This window comes from Chryseobacterium sp. DZ-32 (genome assembly GCF_059587025.1).
In genome coordinates this window covers 19,785-45,681 of the sequence record NZ_JCAIOM010000001.1, presented here as the reverse complement: position 1 = coordinate 45,681, position 25,897 = coordinate 19,785, and the positions used below count along the sequence as shown (strand labels likewise).

General features: G+C 37.3%; 25 protein-coding genes. 10 read left to right on the top strand and 15 right to left on the bottom strand.

Features of this window, described 5'->3' with window-relative positions; all coding sequences use genetic code 11:
- The first annotated feature begins 3 nt into the window (after positions 1–3).
- Positions 4–918 (top strand): hypothetical protein, encoded by a 915-nt coding sequence (locus AC59HC_RS00180; protein WP_496557777.1) that lies wholly within the window; start codon positions 4–6, stop codon positions 916–918.
- Here AC59HC_RS00180 and AC59HC_RS00175 read toward each other — a convergent pair whose 3' ends face one another.
- From AC59HC_RS00175 to AC59HC_RS00160, 4 genes are read right to left on the bottom strand one after another with little or no spacing between them, the layout of a single operon-like run.
- Positions 919–2,478, bottom strand: coding sequence for a tetratricopeptide repeat protein (locus AC59HC_RS00175; RefSeq protein WP_496557776.1), 1,560 nt, complete (start codon positions 2,476–2,478; stop codon positions 919–921). It abuts the gene before it with no gap.
- Between the two features lie 13 nt (positions 2,479–2,491).
- The gene (locus AC59HC_RS00170; protein WP_411414172.1) at positions 2,492–2,836 is read right to left on the bottom strand and encodes a YdeI/OmpD-associated family protein; all 345 of its coding nucleotides are present in this window, start codon (positions 2,834–2,836) and stop codon (positions 2,492–2,494) included.
- Between the two features lie 21 nt (positions 2,837–2,857).
- Positions 2,858–3,103, bottom strand: a complete 246-nt coding sequence (locus AC59HC_RS00165) for a DUF1801 domain-containing protein (protein ID WP_411414173.1) — start codon at positions 3,101–3,103, stop codon at positions 2,858–2,860.
- 8 nt (positions 3,104–3,111) lie between these two features.
- Complete coding sequence (locus tag AC59HC_RS00160; RefSeq protein ID WP_496557775.1) at positions 3,112–4,242, bottom strand: serine hydrolase domain-containing protein; 1,131 nt, start codon at positions 4,240–4,242, stop codon at positions 3,112–3,114.
- Between the two features lie 98 nt (positions 4,243–4,340).
- On the opposite strand from AC59HC_RS00160, the gene AC59HC_RS00155 reads away from it, so the two are divergent.
- On the top strand, positions 4,341–5,669 hold the full coding sequence (locus AC59HC_RS00155) for a M48 family metalloprotease (protein ID WP_238349665.1): 1,329 nt from the start codon (positions 4,341–4,343) through the stop codon (positions 5,667–5,669).
- A 155-nt stretch (positions 5,670–5,824) separates the two neighbouring features.
- Here AC59HC_RS00155 and AC59HC_RS00150 read toward each other — a convergent pair whose 3' ends face one another.
- Together AC59HC_RS00150 and AC59HC_RS00145 are read right to left on the bottom strand one after the other, a co-directional pair.
- The gene (locus tag AC59HC_RS00150; RefSeq protein ID WP_202841819.1) at positions 5,825–7,354 is read right to left on the bottom strand and encodes a hypothetical protein; all 1,530 of its coding nucleotides are present in this window, start codon (positions 7,352–7,354) and stop codon (positions 5,825–5,827) included.
- 82 nt (positions 7,355–7,436) lie between these two features.
- A complete protein-coding gene (locus AC59HC_RS00145; protein ID WP_110008346.1) occupies positions 7,437–8,978 on the bottom strand; it encodes a glycine--tRNA ligase in 1,542 nt (513 codons plus the stop codon).
- Positions 8,979–9,263: 285 nt separating this feature from the next.
- Between AC59HC_RS00145 and AC59HC_RS00140 the strand changes: the two genes are divergently transcribed.
- Positions 9,264–9,962, top strand: coding sequence for a pseudouridine synthase (locus tag AC59HC_RS00140; protein ID WP_496557774.1), 699 nt, complete (start codon positions 9,264–9,266; stop codon positions 9,960–9,962).
- 394 nt (positions 9,963–10,356) lie between these two features.
- Positions 10,357–11,394 carry a quinone-dependent dihydroorotate dehydrogenase gene (locus AC59HC_RS00135; protein ID WP_202841815.1) on the top strand — a complete coding sequence of 346 codons (1,038 nt, stop codon included), beginning with the start codon at positions 10,357–10,359 and terminating at the stop codon, positions 11,392–11,394.
- Between the two features lie 30 nt (positions 11,395–11,424).
- Here AC59HC_RS00135 and AC59HC_RS00130 read toward each other — a convergent pair whose 3' ends face one another.
- Positions 11,425–12,315, bottom strand: a complete 891-nt coding sequence (locus tag AC59HC_RS00130) for a hypothetical protein (protein WP_202841813.1) — start codon at positions 12,313–12,315, stop codon at positions 11,425–11,427.
- Positions 12,316–12,342: 27 nt separating this feature from the next.
- Positions 12,343–13,587, bottom strand: coding sequence for a DUF445 domain-containing protein (locus tag AC59HC_RS00125; protein ID WP_496557773.1), 1,245 nt, complete (start codon positions 13,585–13,587; stop codon positions 12,343–12,345).
- Positions 13,588–13,729: 142 nt separating this feature from the next.
- Between AC59HC_RS00125 and msrB the strand changes: the two genes are divergently transcribed.
- Both msrB and AC59HC_RS00115 read left to right on the top strand, forming a co-directional pair.
- Positions 13,730–14,176, top strand: a complete 447-nt coding sequence (gene msrB, locus AC59HC_RS00120) for a peptide-methionine (R)-S-oxide reductase MsrB (RefSeq protein WP_238349664.1) — start codon at positions 13,730–13,732, stop codon at positions 14,174–14,176.
- Positions 14,177–14,303: 127 nt separating this feature from the next.
- A complete protein-coding gene (locus AC59HC_RS00115) occupies positions 14,304–15,059 on the top strand; it encodes a murein L,D-transpeptidase catalytic domain family protein (RefSeq protein ID WP_411414179.1) in 756 nt (251 codons plus the stop codon).
- Between the two features lie 31 nt (positions 15,060–15,090).
- Here the strand turns inward: AC59HC_RS00115 and AC59HC_RS00110 are convergent, their stop codons facing one another.
- Positions 15,091–16,464 (bottom strand): HAMP domain-containing sensor histidine kinase, encoded by a 1,374-nt coding sequence (locus tag AC59HC_RS00110; RefSeq protein ID WP_496557772.1) that lies wholly within the window; start codon positions 16,462–16,464, stop codon positions 15,091–15,093.
- The gene (locus AC59HC_RS00105; RefSeq protein ID WP_202841808.1) at positions 16,461–17,147 is read right to left on the bottom strand and encodes a response regulator transcription factor; all 687 of its coding nucleotides are present in this window, start codon (positions 17,145–17,147) and stop codon (positions 16,461–16,463) included. The genes AC59HC_RS00110 and AC59HC_RS00105 overlap by 4 nt, the downstream gene beginning before the upstream one ends.
- Before the next feature lie 237 nt (positions 17,148–17,384).
- Here AC59HC_RS00105 and AC59HC_RS00100 point away from each other — a divergent pair, with 237 nt between their 5' ends.
- The 3 genes from AC59HC_RS00100 to AC59HC_RS00090 are packed head-to-tail and all read left to right on the top strand — an operon-like array spanning position 17,385 to position 19,645.
- Positions 17,385–18,713, top strand: coding sequence for a porin (locus AC59HC_RS00100; RefSeq protein ID WP_202841807.1), 1,329 nt, complete (start codon positions 17,385–17,387; stop codon positions 18,711–18,713).
- 11 nt (positions 18,714–18,724) lie between these two features.
- Positions 18,725–19,144 carry a Dabb family protein gene (locus tag AC59HC_RS00095; protein WP_181397926.1) on the top strand — a complete coding sequence of 140 codons (420 nt, stop codon included), beginning with the start codon at positions 18,725–18,727 and terminating at the stop codon, positions 19,142–19,144.
- A gap of 21 nt (positions 19,145–19,165) precedes the next feature.
- A complete protein-coding gene (locus AC59HC_RS00090) occupies positions 19,166–19,645 on the top strand; it encodes a cupin domain-containing protein (RefSeq protein ID WP_343640761.1) in 480 nt (159 codons plus the stop codon).
- Between the two features lie 139 nt (positions 19,646–19,784).
- Here AC59HC_RS00090 and fabF read toward each other — a convergent pair whose 3' ends face one another.
- The 5 genes from fabF to AC59HC_RS00065 form a co-directional block, all read right to left on the bottom strand.
- Positions 19,785–21,026: a beta-ketoacyl-ACP synthase II gene (gene fabF, locus AC59HC_RS00085; protein ID WP_110008354.1), complete on the bottom strand. Its 1,242-nt coding sequence runs from the start codon at positions 21,024–21,026 to the stop codon at positions 19,785–19,787.
- A gap of 202 nt (positions 21,027–21,228) precedes the next feature.
- Entirely contained in the window at positions 21,229–22,497 is a 1,269-nt protein-coding gene (locus AC59HC_RS00080) for an acetyl-CoA C-acetyltransferase (RefSeq protein ID WP_110008355.1), read from the bottom strand.
- A gap of 10 nt (positions 22,498–22,507) precedes the next feature.
- Positions 22,508–23,113, bottom strand: coding sequence for a TetR/AcrR family transcriptional regulator (locus AC59HC_RS00075; RefSeq protein ID WP_120232470.1), 606 nt, complete (start codon positions 23,111–23,113; stop codon positions 22,508–22,510).
- 178 nt (positions 23,114–23,291) lie between these two features.
- Entirely contained in the window at positions 23,292–23,711 is a 420-nt protein-coding gene (locus AC59HC_RS00070) for an OsmC family protein (RefSeq protein WP_002982623.1), read from the bottom strand.
- A gap of 89 nt (positions 23,712–23,800) precedes the next feature.
- The gene (locus AC59HC_RS00065; protein WP_482399070.1) at positions 23,801–24,667 is read right to left on the bottom strand and encodes a helix-turn-helix domain-containing protein; all 867 of its coding nucleotides are present in this window, start codon (positions 24,665–24,667) and stop codon (positions 23,801–23,803) included.
- A 201-nt stretch (positions 24,668–24,868) separates the two neighbouring features.
- Between AC59HC_RS00065 and AC59HC_RS00060 the strand changes: the two genes are divergently transcribed.
- Entirely contained in the window at positions 24,869–25,747 is an 879-nt protein-coding gene (locus AC59HC_RS00060) for an AraC family transcriptional regulator (RefSeq protein WP_202841803.1), read from the top strand.
- Positions 25,748–25,897 lie beyond the last annotated feature (150 nt).

Here is a 25,897-nt window from a genome sequence, read left to right as displayed (position 1 = left end):
TACATGATGAAAAAAAATTGTTTACTGATTTTAATGACGTTAAGCTTCCAGTGTGCATTTTCACAAATTGGAATCAATACCCCAAATCCGCAGGGCATTTTGCATATTGACGGACAAAAAGATAATCCTGCTTCAGGGGCTGTATTTACTCCAGCCCAGCAGAGTAATGATATCCTTGTGAACAGTGCAGGGAAAATAGGAGCAGGAACTTTGAACCCGGCAGTAAAAGTGGATGCCAGAAATTCCGGAAACGGAGCCATTGGTTTTGGAACATCTGCCCTTACAGCCGCAGCCGCAGATGAGGGTGCCGTACGGTATAACAACGGTGTGGAATATTCCAATGGAAATGAATGGCTTCCTTTGCTCACAGCACAGTCTGCCAGTAATAAAGTAATCGTTATTGCAGCCAAAACGACCAATAATGTAAAACTGGCAACTCCTGCTGCTCCCACTATAACTGCGGGTTTACAGAACAGAGCAAGTAATTATCTTGTAGACTGGAGTAAAACTTTTGAGAGCAATTCCGGGACGAGCTTTAATGCTGCGACAGGTATTTTTACAGCTCCCAGAAATGGAATTTATGTAGCCACTTTCACTACAGATCTGGCTCCGCTGGCCATTAATTATACAACGGATCCTTTAAATCCTATTCAGATAGAAGCCATCTGGCAGCTTTATGATAATACGGGCGGACTGGCTGTCACCAATATTATCAACACCGTAAAATGTGCCAATACCATGTCCTCAAACAGCGTAGGAAATATTGATGCAGGAAGTAACTGTACCGCTTCATTCTACATGACAGCAGGGCAGAGGCTGATGCCTTATATCTGGTTTAATTTAAATAATTCAAACCTCGCGAATTTTTCACTCAACAATACGGGTGGCTATAATAATCTTACCATAGCAGAACAGTAATCAGGAGATTTCATCAAGGGTTTTGATAAAAGCAGACGGGTGAAGTCCTGTAATCTTTTTGAACTCAAGAGAAAAAGCACTGTGGGAGGAATATCCCGTAATTTCTGCAAGGTGATTGATCTTATACTTTCTGTATTGAGGTTCATTTTTCAACTGGTTAACAATGTAATTGATCCTCAGATGATTAATGTATTGGTTGAAATTGAATTTCTTATGTTTCTTAATAACCGTTGAAAGATATTTTGTATTGATATTCAATGTGTTGGCAAGATTGTAACGCGAAATGTTTTTGTTGTTAAACTCAAGGTTTTCTTCAAATATTTTTAATCCCTGTAATATGTTTTCCTCTACTTCCGGCGAAATTTTTATTTCTGATGGAGTAGAGGTATTTTTTGCCTGAATATCCTCAGAAATTTCCTGTGGATCTTCCTCATAAATAACAGGAGAAATGCCTTCTCTGTAAATTCTGGCAACAACTTCTTTATGTTTTTTACGGAGACGGAGGGTATTGAAAATCACAGCTCCTAAAATTATTAACAATGCAAGGCACGCAATAATAAGCCCTTTTGAGACAGAATGGCTTTCATTGAGCTGCAGATGAAAACTCTCTTCTTTTTTAGAAAGTGTTTTGTTGACGGCCATGGCCTTGTTATAAGCAATGCTGTCTTTTAATGTAAGATTTTCAATTTTATATTTTTCGGTATTGGTATCGTCGTGAAGCTGGGCGTAGGCTTCTTCAAGATTTTTAGTAACCTCAATCTTTTTTTCATTGAATCCATACCGATCTACAATGGCCAGCGATTTCTGATAATAAAGCACCGCACTGTCCGGTTTATTCTGTTTTGAAAAAGAAAATCCAATATCATTCAGGATGTTTGCCCGAAGATAATAATTGTTTTCCCCTACCAGCGAAAGGGCTTTTACAAAATAAGGTTTAGCCTCCCTGAATTTTTTTACCTCAGATAAATTATATCCCATATTGGTATAAGCGGAAATCAACAGTTCATTTCTTCTGCTGACATTTTTAAGCTTCTGAAATTCCTGGATGGCACTTTTGGAATAATACGCTTTCTCTTTATATTGTTCCTTGTTAAGAAGGATCAAAAAAGAATTATAGATCATTCCTTTCAGCTCATGTCCTTCTTCGGTATTATTATTTTTTACTTCAGCAAGTGCATTCCGGAGGCTGGCAGAAGACTCTTTAAGCAGCCCGAGCTTTGCATATTGAGTTCCCTGCATTCTGTATGCGAGAGCTTTTCCGATGCTGTAATCGCTTTGGGTCGCTATTGTAAGCGCCTTATCTGCAAAATCAAGACTTTTCTCAGCATCAGATCTCAGATAGCTGTTGAAAGACTTTAAATAATAAGCTTTTGCTAAAAATTCCGGGAGATTTCTTTTCCGTGCAGAATCTATAATCTTATTCAGAACGATTTCTGAGCTGTCCGGATTTTTGGACGATAGTGTTCGGGCATACTTATATTGTCCCTCAAAATCAAATTCCTGAGCGAATGTAAAAATTGAAATAATCAGGAAGAAAAAGAGAATAATTTTTTTCTTCATTGTGTGTGTTTTTTTATTTTTTCTGGTACTTCCAGTTGCGGCCTTTACCTTCGGCTATCCATTCCAAAGACTGTTCCAATCTTTTATTTCTGGTAGCTTCTGTTTTGGCTTCTGTAAGCCATGCAATATACTCTTTTCTGAAAGATGGTGAAGCTTTTTCAAAAATTTCTTTTGCTTTCGGCTGAGCATTCAGGGCAGATTGAAAATAATCAGGAATTTCCATTTCTATCCTCGATGGAGGTGCTTTTTTCATCATTACACCCATATCTGTAAGCTCCATGGCTTCTTTAATCGCTCTTTTCAGCTGAGGTTGGGATGGAAGATCTTCAAGACGGGTTATTTTTCCTAAACTGAACATTGAACTTTTTTCAGTATTTGTTTATATTTCCTGTAAAGTTTTCATTTCCTGATGCAGCCAGAATCCAAGGCTGCAATATTGCTTGAAAGCGGTGATGGAACATAAAATCTTCCCTTTATACATGAAAGTGGGAAACTTCCATTTGATGGCTTCTTCCGCATCGGGGCAGGCTTCATGAATGATTTCACGAAGATAATCTAAGATAGGTTTTGCAAAATCGGGAGATTTTTCAATGTATTCATCAACTTTTGCGCTATGTTTTTCCATACTGTTTATCAGAATAGTTCTACAATTTCATTCACAAGGAATTTTACCTGGTCAGGTCTTCCTCTGTCATTCTTAGGATTGTTGGAATAGCTTCCGGTTTTTACAATAACCATATTATGCTCCGGAACCATGATAATATATTGTCCCTGTAATCCGAGGAAATAATAATGTTTGACAGGATTGTCATGATTGATCCAAAGTCCCATTCCATAAATGTTTTGAGACTTTTCAGTAGGAGTTCTCATCTGTTCAATAAAGTCTGCATTGAGAATCTGATGATCTCCGGCTTTCCCATCATCCAGAAAAAGTTGTCCCAGTTTGGCAAAATCTCTTGCATTGGAATGAATACAGCAATAGGCTTTTTCCATACCGTGATCATCTGTACTCCATTTGGCATTCTGTTCCATTCCCAGAGGAATCCAGAATTTTTCGGATAAATAGGCGGCTAGTGATTGATTCAATGCTTTTCGGAGTGCAAAACCAAGAAGCTGTGTCGAGCCGCTTTGATACTCAAATCTGACACCGGGTTCTTCTTTAAATTTTCGGGAAAATACAGCTTTTACAAGGCTTTTTCCATAATAGGCTTTAGCATTGGGCAGAAAAGGATTGTTGTAATCTTCATTCCAGTCCAGTCCGGCTTCCATCTGGGCCAAATTCTTAAGGGTAACCTTATTTGCAAAGGGTTTGTTTTTAAATTCGGGATAAAAATCTGAGAACTTTTCATCTAGAGTTGGAATAATTCCTTCTTCCAATGCCTTTCCCAGAAGCATCACCGTCACTGCTTTTGCCATAGAAAAAGAATTGGTTTGTGATAGCTGGTTGTAGCCATCCCAGTACTGTTCATGAAGAATTTTTCCATTCCTTATCACTACCAAAGCAGCTGTTCGGGAGTGTTTTAAGTTTTCAACTAAATGTTTAGGTAATTCTGTTTTATTGTAGTCCGAATCTTCCTCCCAGAGTTTGGGTTCTTCTGTTGCAACAGGATTGCTCGGGAAAAGATTTCCATCATCAATATGGGCGCTTGATTTTCCTTTCAGATAGGTTTTGGAAATGCCATTGAATAAATAATCATATCCCAGAAAATAAGCTGCTGCCGCACCGGCTACAGCCCCGCCTATCATATATTTTAGTATTCTCATTGTTTATGAATGGGTCTTTAACAAATTTAAAATAATTTGGTTATAAAATTTAAAATGAATCAGCAAATAAGTTATTTTTGTTCTTATTGATGAAAACTATGACCAGAAAAATTTTTGTATTGGGGTACTTCCTGTTTTCAATCCTGGGAACAGCCCAGATGTATAAACCGATAGATACTGCAGATTATATACAGAGAAAAGCATTTTTAAAGAGTTTTGAAGGGAATAATGAAGCGACTGTAAAGAGGTTAAAGTCCCAATATTCCGGGAAAACAGGCTCTGAATTATCCAAAATTTATAAAGAATTCGGAACTGATTTCGAAAAGCAGGTGAAGAATAATGATTTTATTTTTAAATCTGAATTTGAAACCAGCATACAGTCTATGATTCAACGTCTTAAAAAGAATAATCCTACAATTCCTCACGATCTGAAAATTCTGATTGCCAAAGATAACACTCCCAATGCCTATTGCCTTGCTGACGGAACTTTTGTCATCAATATGGGGCTTTACAGCTGGCTGAATAACGAGGAACAGATTGCTGCAGTGATTTCCCATGAGCTTGGACATAAAATAGAGGAACATTCCCTGAAGACTTTTTTGAAAATTATAGAACAGGATAAACAGGATAAACTGGTGGTTGAGAATATCAAATCCACTACGACAAGCAGAAGCCAGAGCCAGAACCAGAAGGCTTTCGATATTTTTAAAAACAGAGTCTACAAGAAAAGCGTGGAAAGAAGACAAAATGAAATACAGGCAGATTCTTTAGGGTATGTTATTTTTAAAAACAGTGATTTCAGGAAAACAGAATTCATCAATGCTCTTCAGAGGTTACAGGATTTTGATACGATCTCTCCCCGGGAATTAAAGGTGGAAACCTATAAAAAACTGTTTAATCTTCCCAGACAGGCATTCAATGAGAAATGGATGAAAAAGGAAGATTTTTCCCTGTACAATTATAACTTTTATAAAGAAAAGCTGAACAAAGATTCTCTGGCATCGCATCCTGAAGTTTCCAGAAGAATAGAAGCGCTTAAAAAGACTTTTACAGAGCTTGGTACTCCTGTCAGTCCGGAAAAACCTTCAGACCTTTTTTTAACATTAAGAAAAACTGCAAGGATGGAGATTTTACCCAATTATTTCCATTCGGAAGATTATGGACTGGGAATCTATGCTGCCATGCAGTTTTTGCAGGATGAAGAGGAAGAAAAATATTATAAAAGCTGGCTGGGAAGATGTTTCTCTAAAATATATGAGGCGAGAAAAAATTATAATCTGAACCGGTATCTGGATAGAATAGAGCCTAAAAATCAAAGTGAAAGCTACCAGCAGTTTCTGAACTTTATGTGGAACTTAAGCCTTGATGAAATAAAGAATATAGCAGACTTTTATCAGACGAATGAGACGCTGGCAAAAGCAAACTGATTTTAATTATAAATGATTGAAATATCAAGATAGGAATGGGCTATTGTCCTGAGCTTAGTAGAAGGGAGCCTGTTTTTGAAATAATAAAAATTCCGCTGGCTTTAGCCTAAACACAAAAGAAAGAACCCTGATGTTTTGTCAGGGTTCTTATTATTTTAATAATTTAATTTCTCCAGACGGATTTTATTGAATTTCTCTTTCTCGTTATACTCACGAAGCAGGATATAACCTTCTTTTCCTACATATGGCGTTACTGCATAATTATCTTTTTCAGAGATCGGAATAATCTCCTGTTTGAATTTTCCATCAATAATGGTATTGATAAACAGATTCCATCTTTTTTGTTTGGTGACTTCATCTTTTTGATAGTCACGATAGAAAAACACCACATCTTTTCCTCCGTTAAGGTACTGTGAAAACAGATAATCGCTGTTCACCCATTTTGATTTTTCCTTTTCAAAAACCTGAACATTTTTCACTTTAAAATCCTTATCCGTGTAGATGTACACAAGATCAGTCGTCTTTGGTGCGTTATACTGACCGGCCGGCTTATACTTTTCTGATAAAATACCCACACTTCCATCATTCATAAAGTACATGTCTTTAGTCTGAAGCATGTATCCGCTTTCTACCATACCATTTTTATTGAGCTTCGGGAGAAAAGCAGAGATGTTGGGCTCATAATTAATTGTTTTCGTATCTACAGAGAAATCGGATTTGTTGAGGAGCATTCTCGCAAACCCTACTGATTCTGAGTTATCATAGTTTCTTCCCAGCAAAACTACTTTATCATCAAAGGTTTTATCATTATCAAGCTTTCTGTAATTGGAGTAGAAAGATTCAATATTGTCTATGGTATCATCAGATAATCCGGTAATGGGTTTGCTGGATTTCTCTTTTCCGGTTTTCATATCAAGAACCATGAGGCTGAATGTTTTCTGCTTGTCATTCACTTTTTTCATAATGCAGTACATATTGTTCTCATCCCTTTCCAGAACAGAAAGGGTAGTGTACAGTTTTTTGCTGCCGTCTGTGTTGTATTGATACCTCCAGATTTCCTTTTTGTTTTCATCAAACCTCATGAGGCTGTTGCTGTTTTCATACTTGCCGTAATCTTTGTATTCAACAGCAAAATAACCGCCTTCTTTCAGTTCTCCTACCGCAGAAACGTAGTTATAGCCTTTCTCTTTTTTCTCATCACGGTTTTCCTTACGTTGTTCTTTCCAGCTCTTCGGTTCGTTGATCTCTTTGAAAGTACCGTTTTCCAGATAGTCGTAATATATTTTCCGGGTAATGGAGTTGGTTTTCGGATCGATTACCATAGAAACCGGAGTAAAGACTTCTTTGCTCTTCACAAGAGAATAATCCATCATGGAAGGCTTTAAAATAATCTGACCTTTAAAATCAACATATCCCAGATAAGAAGCAGCCGTGATATCTCCCTCAAACTCTTTATTGGCAACAGGGTTGAGGTTTTTATCAAGAATTACATACTCAAATTTCTTGGTCTTGTCACCGGATTTACCATAAGAATAGAGAGAAACGTAACCGTACAGATTGTCTTTATCATCGAATAGAGCATTCATCCCCACATGGTCGCCGGCAGCGAGAGTTGTCAGGTCCTGAGTTTGGGAAAAAGCAAATGTCTGGATCAGACCAAACATCATCAGCGTTATTTTTTTCATGGTTAAAATTTGAGGGATAAAAATAATAAATTAACCCATATGTTGCGAAAAATAAAAAAGCCCTGAAACCAGGGCTTTGTAACTATAATTGAGAAAGTAAATTTCTGAAGTTCGTTTTTTCATCAATGATTCTTCTCAGCTCTGAAACAGGAACTCTTTCCTGCTGCATCGTATCTCTGTCTCTGATGGTTACCGTGTGATCTGTAAGAGAATCGTGATCCACAGTGATACAGTATGGAGTACCAATGGCATCCTGTCTTCTGTAACGTTTTCCGATGGCATCTTTCTCTTCATAGAACAGGTTGAAATCATATTTCAGATCATTGAAGATCTTTTCAGCATATTCTGCTAAACCATCTCTCTTCATCAATGGAAGAATAGCTGCTTTAATGGGTGCCAATGCCGGAGGTAAAGATAAAACCGTTCTTTCTGAACCGTCTTCCAACACTTCGTCTCTTAAACAATGAGAGAATATGGAAAGGAATAATCTGTCTAAACCTACTGAAGTTTCCACTACATAAGGAACATAATTTTCGTTTCTTTCAGGATCGAAGAACTGTAACTTTCTGCCGGAATGTTTCTCATGAGCTTTTAAGTCGAAATCTGTTCTTGAGTGAATACCTTCCAGTTCTTTAAATCCGAATGGGAAGTTAAACTCAATATCAGCCGCAGCATTAGCATAGTGAGCAAGCTTTTCGTGATCGTGGAATCTGTAGTTCTCATCTCCCAAACCTAAAGCTCTGTGCCAGTTCAGACGTTTCTGCTTCCACTGTTCGTAGAATTCAAGTTCTGTTCCCGGAGCTACAAAGAACTGCATTTCCATCTGTTCGAATTCACGCATTCTGAAAATGAACTGTCTCGCAACAATCTCATTTCTGAATGCTTTACCGATCTGTGCAATACCGAAAGGAAGCTTGTGACGTGAAGTTTTCTGTACGTTTAAGAAGTTAACGAAAATACCCTGAGCCGTTTCAGGTCTCAGATAAAGATCCATAGCACTGTCAGCAGAAGCACCAAGCTTTGTCCCGAACATCAGGTTGAACTGTCTTACTTCCGTCCAGTTTTTAGAACCTGTATCAGGATCTGCAATTTCAAGCTCCTCAATTAAAGCTTTTACATCAGCAAGGTCTTCATTTTCCAGAGATTTTGCCAGTCTTGAAAGAATAGCCTCTCTTTTTGCTCTGTATTCAATAATTTTTGGATTGGTAGATACAAACTGATCTTTATCGAAAGCCTCACCGAATCTTTTAGCTGCCTTTTCGATTTCCTTATTCTCTTTATCTTCAATTTTAGCACAATAATCTTCCACCAAAACGTCTGCTCTGAAACGTTTCTTAGAATCTTTATTATCAATCAATGGATCGTTGAAAGCGTCTACGTGGCCCGATGCCTTCCAGGTTGTAGGATGCATAAGGATCGCCGAATCAATGCCGACAATATTTTCGTTAAGCTGTACCATAGCTTTCCACCAATATTGTTTGATATTATTTTTTAGTTCGGCACCGTTCTGTCCATAATCATAAACAGCGGATAAACCATCATAGATCTCACTCGATGGGAAAATAAAACCATATTCTTTAGCGTGAGAAATCACTTTCTTGAAAACATCTTCTTGCTTTGCCATAATTTTTTTACGTCTGAAATGCAAAAATAGCAATTTGGATCCAAAATCATGAGATTCAATAAAAAAAGCAGTTAATAAACAGATAAATATTGACAATTTAATTTTTCAGGAGCCGGGAACCCGCTCTCCGTTGCAATTCCTCGCTCGGCGGCTCTGCTTCGCGCCGCCGCCTCACTGCGGGATTTTCTCTCAGATCGGGGCTATTGATAAAGGAATGTCTAAACCTGTTAGGTTTACAAAGATGGCAGCATATAATATCAATCGAAAAATCTTTACTTTTGCCGGATGTTAGAAATTCTTTATCGTGACGAGCATCTTATTGCCATCAACAAACCCAGCGGATTACTGGTTCATAAATCTTTTTATGCCGGAGAAGCTGATACATATGCTATTCAGGAGTTGAAGAAACAGATCGGGCAAAAAGTGTATCCCGTACATCGGTTAGACCGGAAAACTTCGGGGGTTCTGCTTTTTACTCTGGATAAAGATATTCTTAGAATCATGAGCGATCAGTTTGCATCACGCGATGTGGAGAAGAAATATCTGGCCATTCTTCGTGGCTGGACAAAAGAAGAAGAAACCATTGATTATGATTTAGTTAATGAAAATGAAGTCACACAAAATGCTGTTACGTACTATCGTCGGTTGCAGACTTCAGAAATAGATTTACCTTTTCTAAAGCATCAGACTTCGAGATATTCTTTAGTGGAAGCTATCCCTGAAACGGGAAGATTTCATCAGCTGAGAAAACATTTTAAACATATTCTCCATCCGATCTTGGGCTGTCGCAAACATGGCTGCAACAAACAAAATAAGTTGTGGCTTCAGACATTTGACATCAATAAAATGACACTTCATGCCCATCAGTTGATTTTTAATCATCCCATTTCTAACGAAAGAATCACCGTAAATGCTACTATAGATGAGGAATTCAAAAGAGTAGGAGATATTCTGAAATTCGATCTGAGTGCGTACTCTTCATGAAAACCTTAAGATTTTAAATATCCTTGTCAAGGTTTTAAACCTTGACAAGGATGGGATTTCTAAGTATCCCATTCCATTTAACAGATAACACAGATTTCTCTGTACATATTGTTTTAATGCAATGCTCGCAAAGTTATTGATAAATAGCTTTTATTTCCGCTCGCAAGGGCACTTCGTTCAGCAAAGGCTGATAGTGCATACTTCGCTTAATGAAACGCCCTTGCGAACCAAATGTTTTCATGATTGTCCTATTTCTTTGCGGTCGTAGCGTTTAGAAAATTATCTCACCAATATGTATATCTTATAGATGCTGTATATGAGATATTTCGATAAAATATCCTACATCAATCTAGCATTAATTTTAAAATGAGTAATTTTGTAAAACTTTTTTTCAATGTACAAATCGCTCATTCGTCCGATCCTTTTCAAATTTGATCCTGAAGAAGTTCATCATTTTACATTTTCAATGCTTAAAAATTTTGGATTTCTTACCAAACTGCTTTTACCAAAACCTATTGAAGACAAACGTCTGGAAAGAGAAGTCTTTGGATTGAAATTTAAAAATCCTGTAGGACTGGCTGCCGGTTTCGATAAAAATGCAGTGTTATTTAACGAATTGGGAGATCTTGGTTTCGGATTTGTAGAAATAGGAACCGTTACCCCGAGAGCGCAAGCCGGAAATCCTAAGAAAAGATTGTTCCGTTTGATTGAAGATGGTGGGATCATCAACAGAATGGGATTCAATAATGATGGTCTTGAAGCAGCTATTGAAAAACTGAAATCCAATAAAGGAAAAATAATCATCGGTGGAAACATCGGGAAAAATACAGATACAAGTCCGGAAAATTATACGCAGGATTACTTAGACTGTTTTGAAGGTCTTCATCCTCATGTAGATTACTTTGTATTGAATGTGAGCTGCCCGAACGTAGGAAGCCACGCGAAACTGGAAGATGTAGACTATCTGAGAGAACTGATTACGGAAGTGAAAAAAATAAACCAGTCAAAATCTGTACAGAAACCTATATTACTGAAAATTGCACCGGATTTGAATAACAATCAGTTAGACGAAATCATTGATCTGATCGCTGAAACAAAAATAGATGGTATTGTAGTTTCCAATACATCCGTGAACAGAGAAGGCCTGAAAACCTCTCCGGAAGTTTTAGCACAGATAGGAAATGGTGGATTAAGCGGAAAGCCCATTCGTGAGAGAAGTACAAAAATGATCAAATACCTTTCCGATAAAAGCAACAGGGCATTTCCAATCATTGGAGTAGGAGGAATTCACTCTGCTAAGGATGCGATGGAGAAGCTGGATGCAGGGGCTACACTGGTTCAGTTGTATACCGGATTTATTTATGAAGGTCCGCAACTGATCAACGACATCAATCAGGAATTACTAAAAAGAGCCAGCAGATTACCGAGATAAAATAAAAGAGAGTTGATATGACTCTCTTTTTTATTTTGACTTTACAACGGATGCGTTTTTAATATTTACTGTAAGCGTATGGGGCGGAGTGCTTTCGGATTTACCGATTTTATAGATAATTGTTTGTTTGTCTTTGGATTTCGTTTTGGTAACGTCATATATATTTTCGCGGCAGCTTTCAGTCAGGAATTCTTCATAGTTTTTATAATTCCAGTCTTTTGTGAAGTAAAGAACCCGGTAGCCTTTCTCTCCATTGCTTGCACCGCATTGCCCGCAGGCATTAAAATTTGATATTTCCTCAAAATACAGTAAAATCCTGTTCCCATTTTCTCCTGAAGAATAGGAGATTAGCTCGTTTCCACCTGCTTTATTGATAAAATCATAGGTGTTGATTTTCTTATTATTGGGTAAGTACAGATAATTGTTGAGACGGTAGATCATCGTATTGCCTGTAAATAATTTTGCAGGCTGGGATTTTTTGTCCAGATAAAAATATCCGGGAACAGGGTTGGTATTCTGGCTGCTATTTTCAAATACAATAGATTCCTTTGGTGCTAATTTCTGGGCTATTTCATCCGTCTTTTCCACTTTCTGAAGAGAAGTGATCTGCTCTTTCAAAAGCTTTGAATTCTGTTTTTGTTTTGCTCCAAAATTATACAAATACAGTTTTCCATAGTAATCATATATTCCGGTAAGCGGGATTTTCTTTCTGTATTTGTTATAATAATACCATCCATCCACATAATGCTGATACTGATCACAGTCTACAACACCTGTGTAGTTGAGTTCTATGGTAATCGGAATTCCTCCGATTTCTCCCGTAAAGGTCTGGGAAGAATCCGTTACTTTCTTTAATTCAACTTTTTGACACAGAGCAAATGTGAGGAAACAAAAAAAGAAGACACTGAAAATTTTTTTCATGGCTGAGTGATCGTGGATTTGAGTTTTTTAAATGAAGAAGTGTGCGATGGTGTAGATAATCAGACCGACCAGACCTCCTACCAGCGTTCCGTTAACCCGGATAAACTGCAGGTCTTTTCCTACTTCCAGTTCCAGTTTTTCACTGAGCTCTTTTCCCTGCCAGTTCCCAACGGTAGTACTGATGAGGTTTCCGAATTGATGAGTGTTTTTCAGGATGTACTTATAAGCCGTTACGCGAACCCAATGGTCAATTTTATTCTGAAGGTTTTCATCTGTTTTTAAATTCTGGGCAAACTCGTTCAGGTTTTTTGAAAGGTACTTTTTCAAAGCAGAATCCTCCTCGTGAAGTTCTTTCATCAACGTTTTTTTAATGGAAACCCAGATATCATTGGAATATTCATCCAGTTTATCATTTTTGAGAAGACCGTTTTTAATCGTTTTAAATTCTTCATCCCATTTCGGATCTTCTTTCAGATCAACGGAAAATTCATGAATCTTCTGAGTGATCAATGCTCTTACTTCATGCTGAGGATCTTCTTCTATTTCTTTGAAAAAATCAGAAAGTCCGTCGGCAATTTTATCAGCAATTTTGTTATCTACAAAAGATGGAATGAACGAATAACTGCCTTTTTTTACTCTCTCCTGGATCATTTCATCGTTTTCAATGATGTATTCTTTGATCTGTTTTGAAAGATTGGTGATGATTCTCTGGTGATCATTTTTTTCCAGTATATAACCGATTCCGTTTCCTACTACTTTATTAAGCTTGACATCATCTGTCATTTCAGAAACCTTTTTGCTGATAAACTGGCTTACCGTAGAATCATCCAGTTTATTGAGAATATCAAGAACAATATCCGAAAGGTTTTTAATCAAAATGTCCTGGCTTTTTTCCTTGGCCAGCCATTCTCCAACAAAATTGGATACTTTAAGCTTTTGGATGTAAGGGCGGATATTCTGAGGTGAAAGGAAGTTTCCCACCACGAAATTTCCAAGGTTGTCTCCCAGTCTCTGCTTACTGTTTTCAATCAGGTTGGTATGGGGAATAGGAAGCCCGAGAGGATGCCGGAATAAGGCCGTTACCGCAAACCAGTCCGCAAGCGCACCCACCATAGCGGCTTCAGCAAAGGCCTGGACATAGCCAATCCAGTGAGAGTTATCAGACTTCTGTAAAATAGTGGTAACAATGAAAATAACAGCCATCAGGACAAATAATCCGGTGGCAAATGCTTTATATTTTCTAAGTTGTTTTCTTTTTGCTTCGTCATTCATATTCTCAAATTTACTAAATTTGGTTATGAAACCATTCGTGGTTAAAGAATTAAAATTTACGATGAAATTTTTAATTTCAATAACCCTATTAATTATTCTGCAGGCATGTACGCAGAAATATGAACCTATTAAAAAAACTCCTATGGAAAATACACAAGCAAAAAGCAATCCATATTACTCCAGAACAGATACTTCAAAACTCAATGTTTCCAATGAAGAATGGAAAAAAATCCTTGCTCCGGATCTATACGCAATAGCCAGAGAAGCGGCAACAGAAAGAGCTTTTACAGGAAAATATAACGAATTTGATGAGGTAGGAGAATATTATTGTGCGGTATGTGGAAATCATCTGTTCCGTTCTACATCAAAATTTTCCAGCAGCTGCGGCTGGCCGAGTTTCTTTGAAGCTGATAAAGAAGGAGTCTATTATGTAAGAGATCAGTCGTACGGTATGGATAGAGTAGAGGTACTTTGTAAAAGATGTGATTCCCATCTGGGACATGTTTTTGATGACGGTCCGAAGCCTACAGGATTAAGATATTGTATGAATTCTATAAGTCTGGAATTTGTTCCGGATTCTCAAAAATAACCACTTTAATTCACAAAATCAGGACGTTAAAGTTTCTTAAATAGCGTTAAACTTTGTAGAGTTATAACCCCTTGGTAATTATGTTTTTATAATTTTGCCCCACTAATTTGGATTTATATAGTATTGAATGAAAGGATTTTATAGCGTATTAGGCCTTGTTTACATGGTGACGACTTCATTCTACATTTCCCCAAAAGTGGTGGCGAAAAGTGAGAATGTGAAAACAACGAAAACTGAAAAAGTAGCTGAAACGAAATCTGAGAAGAACACTGCAGCAGTGTCTTCATCAGAAGCACTGTACCAATCTATTGCATTTGAGCCGGGGCATGAACTGAATTATGATGTGTTCTCAAAAGCATTGACTGGCTATGAAAATTTAAAAAAAGCAGGATTGCTTACCCAGGACTCGCATTTATTAACTATCTGCGATTTTTCTATGTCTTCTAACACAAAAAGACTTTGGATCATTGACCTTGAAGACAAAAAAGTTCTGTTCAACTCTCTAGTAGCACACGGAAAAAATACCGGTGAAGAATTTGCGACGAATTTTTCTAACAGGGAAAGTTCGCTGCAGAGCAGCCTGGGATTTTATATCACGGATGCAACCTATCAGGGTGATAACGGATACTCTCTGAAATTATTGGGAATGGATAAGGGCTTTAATGATGCTGCATACAGAAGAGCAATTGTAATGCATGGTGCGGATTATGTAAGTGATGCATTTGCTGCGATGCACAAAAGAATCGGAAGAAGCTGGGGATGCCCTGCCGTCCCAAGAGAACTGACACAATCTATAATCAATACGATTAAAGGCAAAAACTGTCTGTTCATCTATTATCCTGATCAGAATTATCTTTCTTCCTCAGAATGGTTGAAAGCGTAAGATTAAAAAAGCAGTCATTTTTGACTGCTTTTTAATTTTTGGAGGGAAATTCTACAGTAAATACACTTCCTTTGGATACTTCAGAATTGATAGTCAATTTTCCTTCATGTATTTCTACAATTCTTTTTACAATGGAAAGACCGATTCCGTTTCCTTTTTCGAAGCTCTTATTGGAACCGCGGTAAAAAAGATCAAAAATTTTTGAAAGATCCTTTTCTGAAATACCGATCCCATGATCAATAAAATGGATTTTAATATGTTCCTGTTGGGTTTCTATCTCAATATGACAGCTTTTATCTGCCGAATATTTACAGGCATTCTCTATTAAGTTCGAAAAAGCAACCTGCAGCAGGTAAGGATTACCATAAAAATCATAATTGTTTTCATCATCATCTGAGGCATTGCTCATATAATTGATCCCGATTTTGAAGCCGGCATTTTTCTGCAGCAATGCAAGCTTAGCTTCTGCTAAAATCTCATCCAGACGTAGATTGGTAAAACTGATCTGTGATACATCATAGCTGGCTCTGGCAAAATCTAACAAGGCAGATGACAACTCCGAAGCGTCATTGGCATCCTGCAGAGCATTGTCAATAGAAAGCTTATAGTCATCTAAGGTAACGTTAAGTTCCTTGGCAAGCTCAAGTTCTGCAATTAAGGTAGAAAGAGGAGTCCGGAATTCATGAGAAATAGTGGTCACGAATTGCTTATGATTATTGAAGGATTTTTCAAGCCTGTTGAAGGTAGAATTAAAAGTTTCCGTGAGTTCATAAATCTCATCTTTTGCCTTGGGAATATCCAGCCGTTTATTAAGGTTGTGCTCTGAAATATCACGGATCTGGAGAATGATATCCTTTAAAGGCTTAAGCGTATAATAGGAAAAAAGAAATCCTATAATAAAAATGATAACAATCGAACTGATGTAGATGATGATGATATCTTTTTTAAACTCAGAAATATGGGCCTTTCCCGTGACGTCTACCGCACTTCCAATAATATAATATTTTTCTCCGTTGGAGGAGAGCTGAATGGCAATATACTGACGATCACCCCGCTGCCAGAATATTCTGTTTTTATGGGACCGGGTAATTTTGTTCAGGTATTTTTCATTGCTTTTGAGAGGAGGAACATCTGTGAAGGTAAGCTCTTTTTTGCTGTTATAAACACTGATGTCTGCTTCATTCAGAAGTTTTTGGTTACGCCGGTGAAGTTCACGGATTTTTTCATCACTGATTCTGGCATCAAATATAAATTCTGAACGCCAGATCACTTTGTATCCCAGCCGGTCATTGAATTCATCTTCTCTGTTTTTTTCAGAAACAAAATAAAGAACGTAAGCAAACAAAAATAGGATGCCTGCCGTAAGGATGGAATAAATGAGTGCTGTTCGGGTTGCTATTTTCATAATTGTGAAGCAAAAATAAATCCTACTCCGGGTTTGGTATGAATCAGTTTATGATCAAAATTTTTATCAATCTTTTTCCGTAAATATGCAATATAGACATCAATATAATTGGTCCCTGTGTCGAAATGATTCCCCCATACATTTTCTGCAATTTCTTCACGGGTAAGAATTCTTTCGGCATTGCTTACCAGAAATACCAGGAGTTTAAATTCTTTGGGAGTAAGTTCTATTTCCGCTCCATTTCTGAAAACCCTGTTAAATTTCTTATCAATTTTCAGGTCATAATATTCCAGATCGTTCAGATAGGCTTCTTTATTTTTAATTGATCTTCTCTGCAGAATGGCTTTGATTCTCACATAGAGCTCCCTAATCTCAAAAGGTTTCACCATATAGTCATCTGCCCCGGCGTCAAATCCTTCAATTTTTTCATCAATCGTTCCAAGAGCGGTAAGCATGATGATGGGGAGGTCAGGATATTGCTGTTTGATCAGTTTGCACAGATCAATACCACTCATTTTCGGGAGCATAATATCCGTAATGGCCAGATCAAATGTTATTTTATTCAGCAGGACAATCGCATCTTCTGCATCTTCCGAAATATAAACCTGATATTGCTGGCTTTCCAGCCCTCTTTTCAAAAGGCTTGAAACGCGTGAATTATCTTCTACAATTAAAATTTTCATAAAGAAATACGATGAATAAGGGTGTTGGTTTTCAAGCGTTTTTTTGATTTTAAAAGCCTGACTTTCATTTATTCCCAAAGCACTGTACAAAGGTATTTTATATTTTTCTTTTATCAGAAAACATTCCCCCTTTTAATAGTTTTCTATAAGGTTTCTAATAGATTTCTAATACCTGTCGGCCTTTTAGCAATCTAATTTTGTCCCGTTGAAATCAACAAAAGATAAGAATAGAAAAATATGAAGACTACCTCTTTCAAAACAGCAATTGCGTTGTTTTCCTTATTAGGACTTATGGGGAAATTAGAAGCCCAGAAAAAAAATGATTTTAATAATCCCGGATTGACTCATTATTTCAATGAAGATCACTCAAGATATATTTCCTTTAGCGGATATGCAGAATTGTGGGCCAGATATACCCAGCTTAACCCTGGAAGCCTTGTCAATAACGAAGCAAAATCAGACCTGTCTGACCTTTCGCTTAGAAGAGTTCGTGTAAAAATGACTTATAAACCAACAGAAAAGCTGATGTTTGTATTGCAGGGTGGAACTACCAACGTGAATGTCAATGCAAAAGGAAGTAACTATTTTGACCTTTTGGATGCTTATGCTGAATACGCTTTTAATGATAAAATTGCTTTTGGGGCAGGACGTTCTACATGGCGCGGCCTTTCAAGATTTACTACAGGACCTTTGAATACGCTGTTATACGACCTGCCAGCTTATGCAACCTCCAATGCGGGAGCAACAGATTATACCGTAAGGGAATTGAGTGCCTATATTAAAGGACAGCTCGGAAGATTTGATTATCGTCTGGTACTGGCTGATCCTTATACCATGGCAACTTCTGATCCGAAACTGAATGTAGCTTCCTTTAGTAAAAACTCCCCCGGAAAAGACTTCTCAGGATATTTCAGATATGCTTTTTTGGACAAGGAAAATATTTCCACTCCCTTTAATGCAGGAACTTATGTAGGGAAGAAGAATGTACTGAGTCTGGGAGCGGGGTTTGATTATATTCACAATGCATTATGGCATCTGGATTCCGGTAAAAATACAGTGAATGATGATATGAAAAGCTTTGCAGTAGATTTATTTTATGATGCACCACTGAATAAAGAAAAAGGAACGTCAATAAGCGCTTATGGGATGGCGATGCATAACGACTACGGACCCAATTATATCCGGTATGTAGGTACCAATAATCCTGCGACTTCTGTAGATGTTACACAAGCGAGTCTGAATGGAGCAGGAAATGCAATGCCTGTTATCGGAACCGGAAATACATATTATGTACAACTGGGAGGAACCCTGCCTTATCTGGACAAAGAAAAGAAAAGTCTTCAGCTTCAGCCTGCCGTAGGAATGCAGCTGTCAGATCTGAAAGGGCTTCATGATAATGCTGTGATCTATGATGCAGGAATATCTCTGCTGATGAACGGAATGTCTTCCCGTTTAACCTTTGACGCCCAGAACAGACCTGTTTATACCAATGACCCTTCAAACAATGCCGTAGTTTCAGACCGGAAATGGCAGTTTGTCCTTAAATACAGAATAGATTTTAATTAAAATAAATGACAATGGAAAGAAGAAAATTTTTATTCCGCTCAGTCCAGGCTTCTGCTTTGCTGCTGATCTCAGGAAATATGTTTGCCTCTGCTTTACCCATGTTTAATCCTAAAAAAAAGAAAAAAGTGTACTTCCATTATTTGTTGTTCTGGCTTAGAAAAGACCTTTCCGGGCCTGAAGTAAAAGAGTTTGAAAATTTTTTTGAAGGCCTTAAAAAGCTTCCTTATCAGAAGAATCTCCGTTACGGAAAGCCGGCAGCTTCCAGCCCGAGAAGCGTTTTAGACAGCACATTTACTTATAATGCGTCTATGGAATTCGATAGTCTGGAAGAGCTTGAAGCATATGGAAAGCTTCCTGAACATCTTGCTTTGGTTCAGAAATATAAACCATTCTTTGACAGAATGCTGGTTTACGATACTGTTTATAATTAAAAATAAAAAATTAAATTTATAATGAAAAACATCATTAAGGGCTTAAGCCTTGTTTTAGTAGTAAGTACTGTAGGATTTATGAATGCACAACATAAAAAACATAACCATGTGAGCGTTACTGCGGAGAGCTCCACTGAGTTTATTCCTGCCATAAGATTAATTAATAATCCTGACGGCTCATGTACTTTTGAGAAAGGGAAAATACCTACTCTTAAACATATGAATACCACAACATTCTGGATGAGCAATAAAACGGAGGAGTGGGAAAAAAATGCACATCCGGCTCCCAGAAGACAATATGTGATTACCATCAAGGGCAATATACGATTTAAAGTAACAGATGGTTCTACTTTTATGATTAAACCGGGAGTAGTTCTTCTTGCCGAAGACCTTAAAGGAACCGGCCACAGCTGGGATATGGTGAAAAGCAAAGAATGGGAGAGACTCTATATTCCGATTGCTGAAAATGCCGATGATTTTTTTATCCCGGATGCTCAATAGTTACAAGTCAATCTCTTTATAAGGGGTATATAATTCGTTATGTTTGAAGCAGTCAGTTTTGACTGCTTTTTAAATTTTAAAATAAATAAAAAAATCCCTGCATGGTTTTCATACAGGGATTTTCAATTATTTAATCTGATTAGCTGAATTTCTTAAATACTACAGTGGCATTATGTCCACCAAATCCAAAAGCATTACTCAACGCAAAATTGATATTCTTTTCTTTCGCTTCTCCGAAAACGATATTGATATCCTTAGGAATACTTTCATCAATATTGTGAAGATTAATCGTTGGAGGAATAATTCCATTCTGAATCGCTTTGATTGAAAGAATGGCTTCCACCGCTCCTGCAGCACCCAATAAGTGGCCGGTCATGGATTTTGTGGCACTGATATCAAGGTTTTTACTTCCCTTAAATGCTTTATTGATGGCTGTTAATTCAACCATATCTCCTAATGGAGTGGAAGTAGCATGAGGGTTAATATAATCAATATCTTCCATATTGGCTCCTGCTTCTTTCACTGCCAGCTGCATTGCTTTTATAGCTCCAACGCCATCAGGATGAGGTGCTGTCATGTGGTAAGCGTCTGCAGTCATGGCGGCTCCTGCTAATTCTGCATAAATTTTTGCTCCTCTGGCAACAGCATGTTCATATTCTTCAAGCACCAGGGCTCCTGCACCTTCACCCATTACAAATCCGTCTCTGTCTGCATCGTAAGGTCGGCTGGCCGTTGTAAAATCATCATTTCTTGTCGACATGGCCTTCATAATAGAGAACCCTCCGATAGAAGCCGGAGTGATAGCTGCTTCAGAACCACCGCTGATGATTACTTTGGCTTTTCCCAAACGGATATAATTGAAGGCATCCATCAATGCCGTATTTCCTGTAGCACAGGCAGAAACTGTTGTATAATTGATTCCCTGAAGACCATATTTCATAGAAATCATTCCCGAAGCCATATTGGCGATAAACTTCGGTACAAAGAAAGGATTGAAACGTGGCGTTCCATCTCCAGCAGCGAAATCCATTACTTCTTTTTCAAAAGTCCACATTCCGCCCTGTCCTGTTCCCCAGATGACTCCTGTGTCGAAGGGATCCATTTTTTCAAGCTCCAGACCTGAATCCTGAATCGCTTCCGCAGAAGCATACATGGCATATTGTGTAAACAGGTCACTTCTCTTGATTTCGTTATGATTCAGATATACTTTTGGATCAAAGCCTTTTACCTCACAGGCAAAATGTACTTTAAATTTTTCCGTATCGAAATGGGTAATGAGTCCTGCTCCGCTGACTCCTTTAATACTGTTTTGCCAAAAATCTTCAACATTATTTCCCAAAGGTGTCACAGCACCTAATCCTGTAATGACAACTCTCTTCATATGTAGTTACTATTTTTTAATAGATTAGACTTTCATAAGATAAACCCTGTTTATCCCATGTTTTATTTTAATTACTTCTTTTATCAGCTAATTTTTGCACTGCAATATTATCAATTTTCTTTCTCTGCAGACGAATAATCAATCATATTATTTACTGCATAATAAAAGAATCTGCTCTTTTGAATATAGGATGAGGCTTTTATTACTTTTCCAAAATCATCGTTACTCCCTGTCCACGGGCTGCACAAATGGATATAAACCCTTTCCCACTGCCTTTTTCATGAAGTAATTTTGCCAGTGTTGCGATAATTCTTCCTCCGGTTGCAGCAAAAGGATGGGCGGCTGCAAGGCTTCCTCCTTTTACATTCAGTTTATTTCTGTCTATTGTTCCCAGCGCTTTTTCCAATCCGAACTTTTTGGCCAGCTCATCATTTTCCCAGATTTTTATGGTAGCCAGGACCTGTGCTGCAAATGCTTCATGAATTTCGTAGTAATCAAAGTCTGACAAATTCATACCTGCTTTTTTAAGCATTCTCTCTGCTGCAAAAACAGGAGCTAGAAGTAAATCCTGTTTATTTTCAACATATTCTATTCCTGCCAGCTCTGAAAAAGTGATATAAGCTAAGACGGGAAGATTATTGGCTATCGCCCATTCTTCGCTGGCCAGCAAAACTGCAGAAGCACCATCTGTAAAAGGAGTTGAATTTCCTGCCGTTAAGGTTCCGTTTTGCTTATCAAAAGCAGGTTTCAGCTGCGATAATTTTTCAATACTGCTGTCACGTCTCAGATTATTATCTTTATCCAGCCCAAAAGCTGGAGTGATCATATCATCAAAAAATCCCTCATCATAAGCTTTTGCCATGTTCTGATGGCTTTTTAATGCCAGTTGATCTTGTTCTTCTCTTGGTATATTGTAATATTGGGCAGTAATTTCTGTATGTTCACCCATCACAAGACCTGTTTTGGGTTCCTGCCCTTTATAAGGAATGGGCATCCAGTCTTTCAACTTCGGGCTTAGCAGTTGTTTTATTTTTCCAAACGCTGATTTCTCTTTATTGGCTTTGAGCATGGCTTTTCTTAACCTTGGTGAAGACTCAAATGGAATATTGCTCATGGCTTCCACACCGCATGCAATACCACAGTCTATCTGACCCAGGGCAATTTTATTCCCAATATAAACAGCTGCTTCAATTCCTGTATCACATGCCTGCTGAAGATCACAGGCAGGAGTAGCGGGATCCAGCGTTGTATTCATCACCGTTTCCCTGATGAGGTTGCTTTCGGAAATATGTTTAATGACTGCGCCGCCGGCAACCTCTCCGAGTCGTTTTCCTTTTAAGTGATAACGGTCTATTAATCCGTTCAGAGAAGCAAGCAGAAGATCCTGATTTCCCTGCTCTGAATAAGCGGTATTCATTCTGGCAAAAGGAATTCTGTTGTATCCTACAATAGCCACTTTTTTTGTTTCCATATGGTATTATTTATGATGGAAGAATATTGAGTTCATGATCAATCATATGACTGACTTTATCTAAAGCGTGGTTGAGAAAACTTTGGTCACCCATTGTTTTTGAAAGCAGGATTCCGCCTTCAATAAGCATGATGAATAAGGACGCATATTGCTCAGCATTCACTTTTTTATTAATTTCCCCTTTACTTTGTCCTTCAGCAATGGCATTTGATATTTTTGTCATCCATTGTTCAAAAGACCTTTTCACCTGTGCTTTTAAGGCAGGAAAAGAATCGTCAGCTTCGGTTGCAGCATTCATTAACGGACAGCCGCCGTTGGCAAAGACAAACTTCCAGTTTTTCCGGTAAAAATCTACAAAAGCATGCAGTTTATCCAGTGAAGTTGGATACTCATTACCAAAAGAGCGGCTAAGTGTTTTGCCCAGTAATCCCGCATTGTATTTATAAACCTCAATGGCTACTTCATCCTTGTTTTCAAAATTTCCATAGATGCTGCCTTTCGTCAGTCCGGTTGCCTGAGTAATGTCAGACAGCGATGTGGAAATATAACCCTTGGTATTAAAAAGGTTTGCTGTTTTCTCGATAATATGCTGTTTCGTTTTTTCTGCCTTCGACATTATAAATGTTTAAATATGATGCAAATATACAAAAATATACCACTCGGTATATTTTATTTTAAAAAGTTTAATCAGGTAATATTCTGACTTTTAAGTTTTGGCTGAGGCTAATGGATTCTTTTTAAATTAAAAAACGGACTAAAAGCCCGTTTCTATTGATATTGAATGATTACTTAAATTAGTTTTCCAACGTAGCATTCAATGTGATTTCAAAGTTGAATGCTGCACTTACAGGGCATCCTTCTTCAGCAATCTTAGCAAATTTCTGGAATTCTTCTTCTGAGATTCCCGGAACTTTAGCAGTAAGAGTCAATTCAGATTTTGTAATCTTACCAATATTGGGATCAAGGGTAATTACAGAAGTCGTCTTTAATTCTTCAGGATTATAGCCTGCCTGAGATAATTCTGCATCCAGTTTCATGGTGAAACATCCTGCGTGGGCTGCTGCCAGCAATTCTTCAGGGTTGGTACCTACACCATCCGCAAAACGGCTGTTGAAAGAATATTGAGTCTGGTTTAAAGTTGTACTCTGAGTTGTTAAATGTCCTTTTCCTTCTTTAATGGTACCGTTCCAAACGGCTGTTGCGTTACGTCTCATAATGTTTGTTTTTGTATTTAGTAATGTTGTTTGATTTTGATGTTACAAAGGTATATCTATGGCGGGGAGTATTCAATAGATAAAATGACTTAACTATTGTACTTTTTTCCCGTGATGTAATTTTTTTTAAAATTTACCGGTGTGCTTCCTGTTTTATTCGTGAAAAGGCGGTTGAAATAGGCGGGATCTTCATAACCCAGATCATAAGCAATTTCTTTGACAGGTTTATCCGTATAAAAAAGTAACCTTTTTGCTTCTAATAAAATTCTGTTAATAATAAACTGGTTGGGAGACTCCAGCTTTAAGTTTTTAAATTTATGAGTTAAAGTTTTCGGAGCGATGTGAAGAAGCTCTGCATAATCAGCAACATTATGTTTTTCTCTGAAATGAATTTCCAGATGTCTGCTGAAATCTCTGAAAATATCAAGCTCACTGCCTGGTATTTTGAGCGTATCATTATCCAGATTTTGTTTCTTCCACTTGCGGGTAGCCCTAATGATGATCTGTTTTACATAGGTTCTGATCATTTCCTCTGCCGAAGAATCCTTCCCTTTAAGTTCATCCCGAATATTCTGAAACAAACTTTTTATAAGAGAAGTTTCTGAATCATCAAGTTCTACAAAAGGAATTTCAAATACATTATGAAAGAGAAGGCCGTCACAAGCCACTTCCTTATCATGGATCTGAATACAGTAAAAATCCCGGTTGTAGAAAAGAAGAATAGATTCATCTTTGCCTTTTTGGATACTCAAATGTTGGTTGGTGAGGAAGAAAAGTGAAGGTTTCTTTGTTTTATAATGATTAAAATCTACTGTAAGTTCATATCCTGAAGGAATAAAAAATACTTTAATATCTGAAGAGAATCGACTTCCGTTGAAATTCTCCAGATTTTCTTCTGAAAATACTTCCAGTCCGAGTCTTTTATAGTGATCTTCAAAAATAAGCTGTTGCGGCATACTTTAACTTTAGTTTAAAGATAAAAAAAAAGCATGATTTGAACTGTATTAAATTACTTAACCTATGATTTCTTACGTTGGATTTAAAAAATTGAAATAAAATAAATTCAAAATATGTTTTTACATTGATATTATTTTATCATTTTTACAAAGATTTGTATTGTAACCTAAAAGTATTAACCTTTTTTCATAACTGCCTGTATGAGCGAATTAGAAAATATTCTGAGAGAAATAACTCCACTATCTCCTGAGGATAGTTTTCTCGTGTTTGACAGGATTAAGGCCTCATTTGACTTTCCATATCATTACCACCCGGAAATAGAAATCAATTTTGTTTATAAGGGGAAGGGCTACAAAAGAATGGTGGGAGATCATACCGGAGAGATCGGAAATATAGAATTGGTGTTGGTAGGTCCAAATTTACCGCATTGCTGGGCTAATTACAGATGTAAGAACAGAAAGACCCACGAAATTACCATACAATTCAATCAGGATTTCTTTAATCAGTCACTGATGGAGAAAAATATCCTGAAACCCATCAATAATCTTATGAAAGATTCCATCCGGGGAATTCTTTTTTCTACAGAAACTGCCGAGAAACTAAAAGATTCGTTTCTCAATCTTTCAAAGATGAACAGCTTTGAATCTTTCATAGAAATTATGAAGATTCTGAATGAACTGGCTGTGGCAGAGGATAAAACACTTTTATCTTCGTATAGTATTGAACTTGAAACTTTCGCAGATAATGATAAAATGAAAGTGGTTCATGATTTTGTCCATAAAAATTTTGAAAACAAAATTACACTGGATAATGCAGCATCATTGGTGAATATGAGCAATGTGACGTTCAATAGGTTTATTAAAAAAAGAACAGGAAAAACCTTTATCAATTATCTTAACGAGATAAGAATCAGCTATGCTGCACGCTGGTTGATGGAAAAGAATCTGACTGTTTTTGAAATTGCTTTTGAGGCTGGCTTTAATAATATCGCCAACTTTAATAAAGTATTTAAGTCGATCAAAAAGACAACTCCAACCGAATTTAGAGAACAGTTCAAAGGAGTTAAAAAGATTGAATAATACGTTTTAAAAATTTATTTTTTCTTTTTAACATACTATTTTTTGCACTAAAATTCTGTGCAAAAATCTTCTTTTATTTTGTCAGAATATCAGAATAAATCCTCTTTTTTTAATGTTTGGAGAGTGTTGTATTATGTTGATATATAGGGT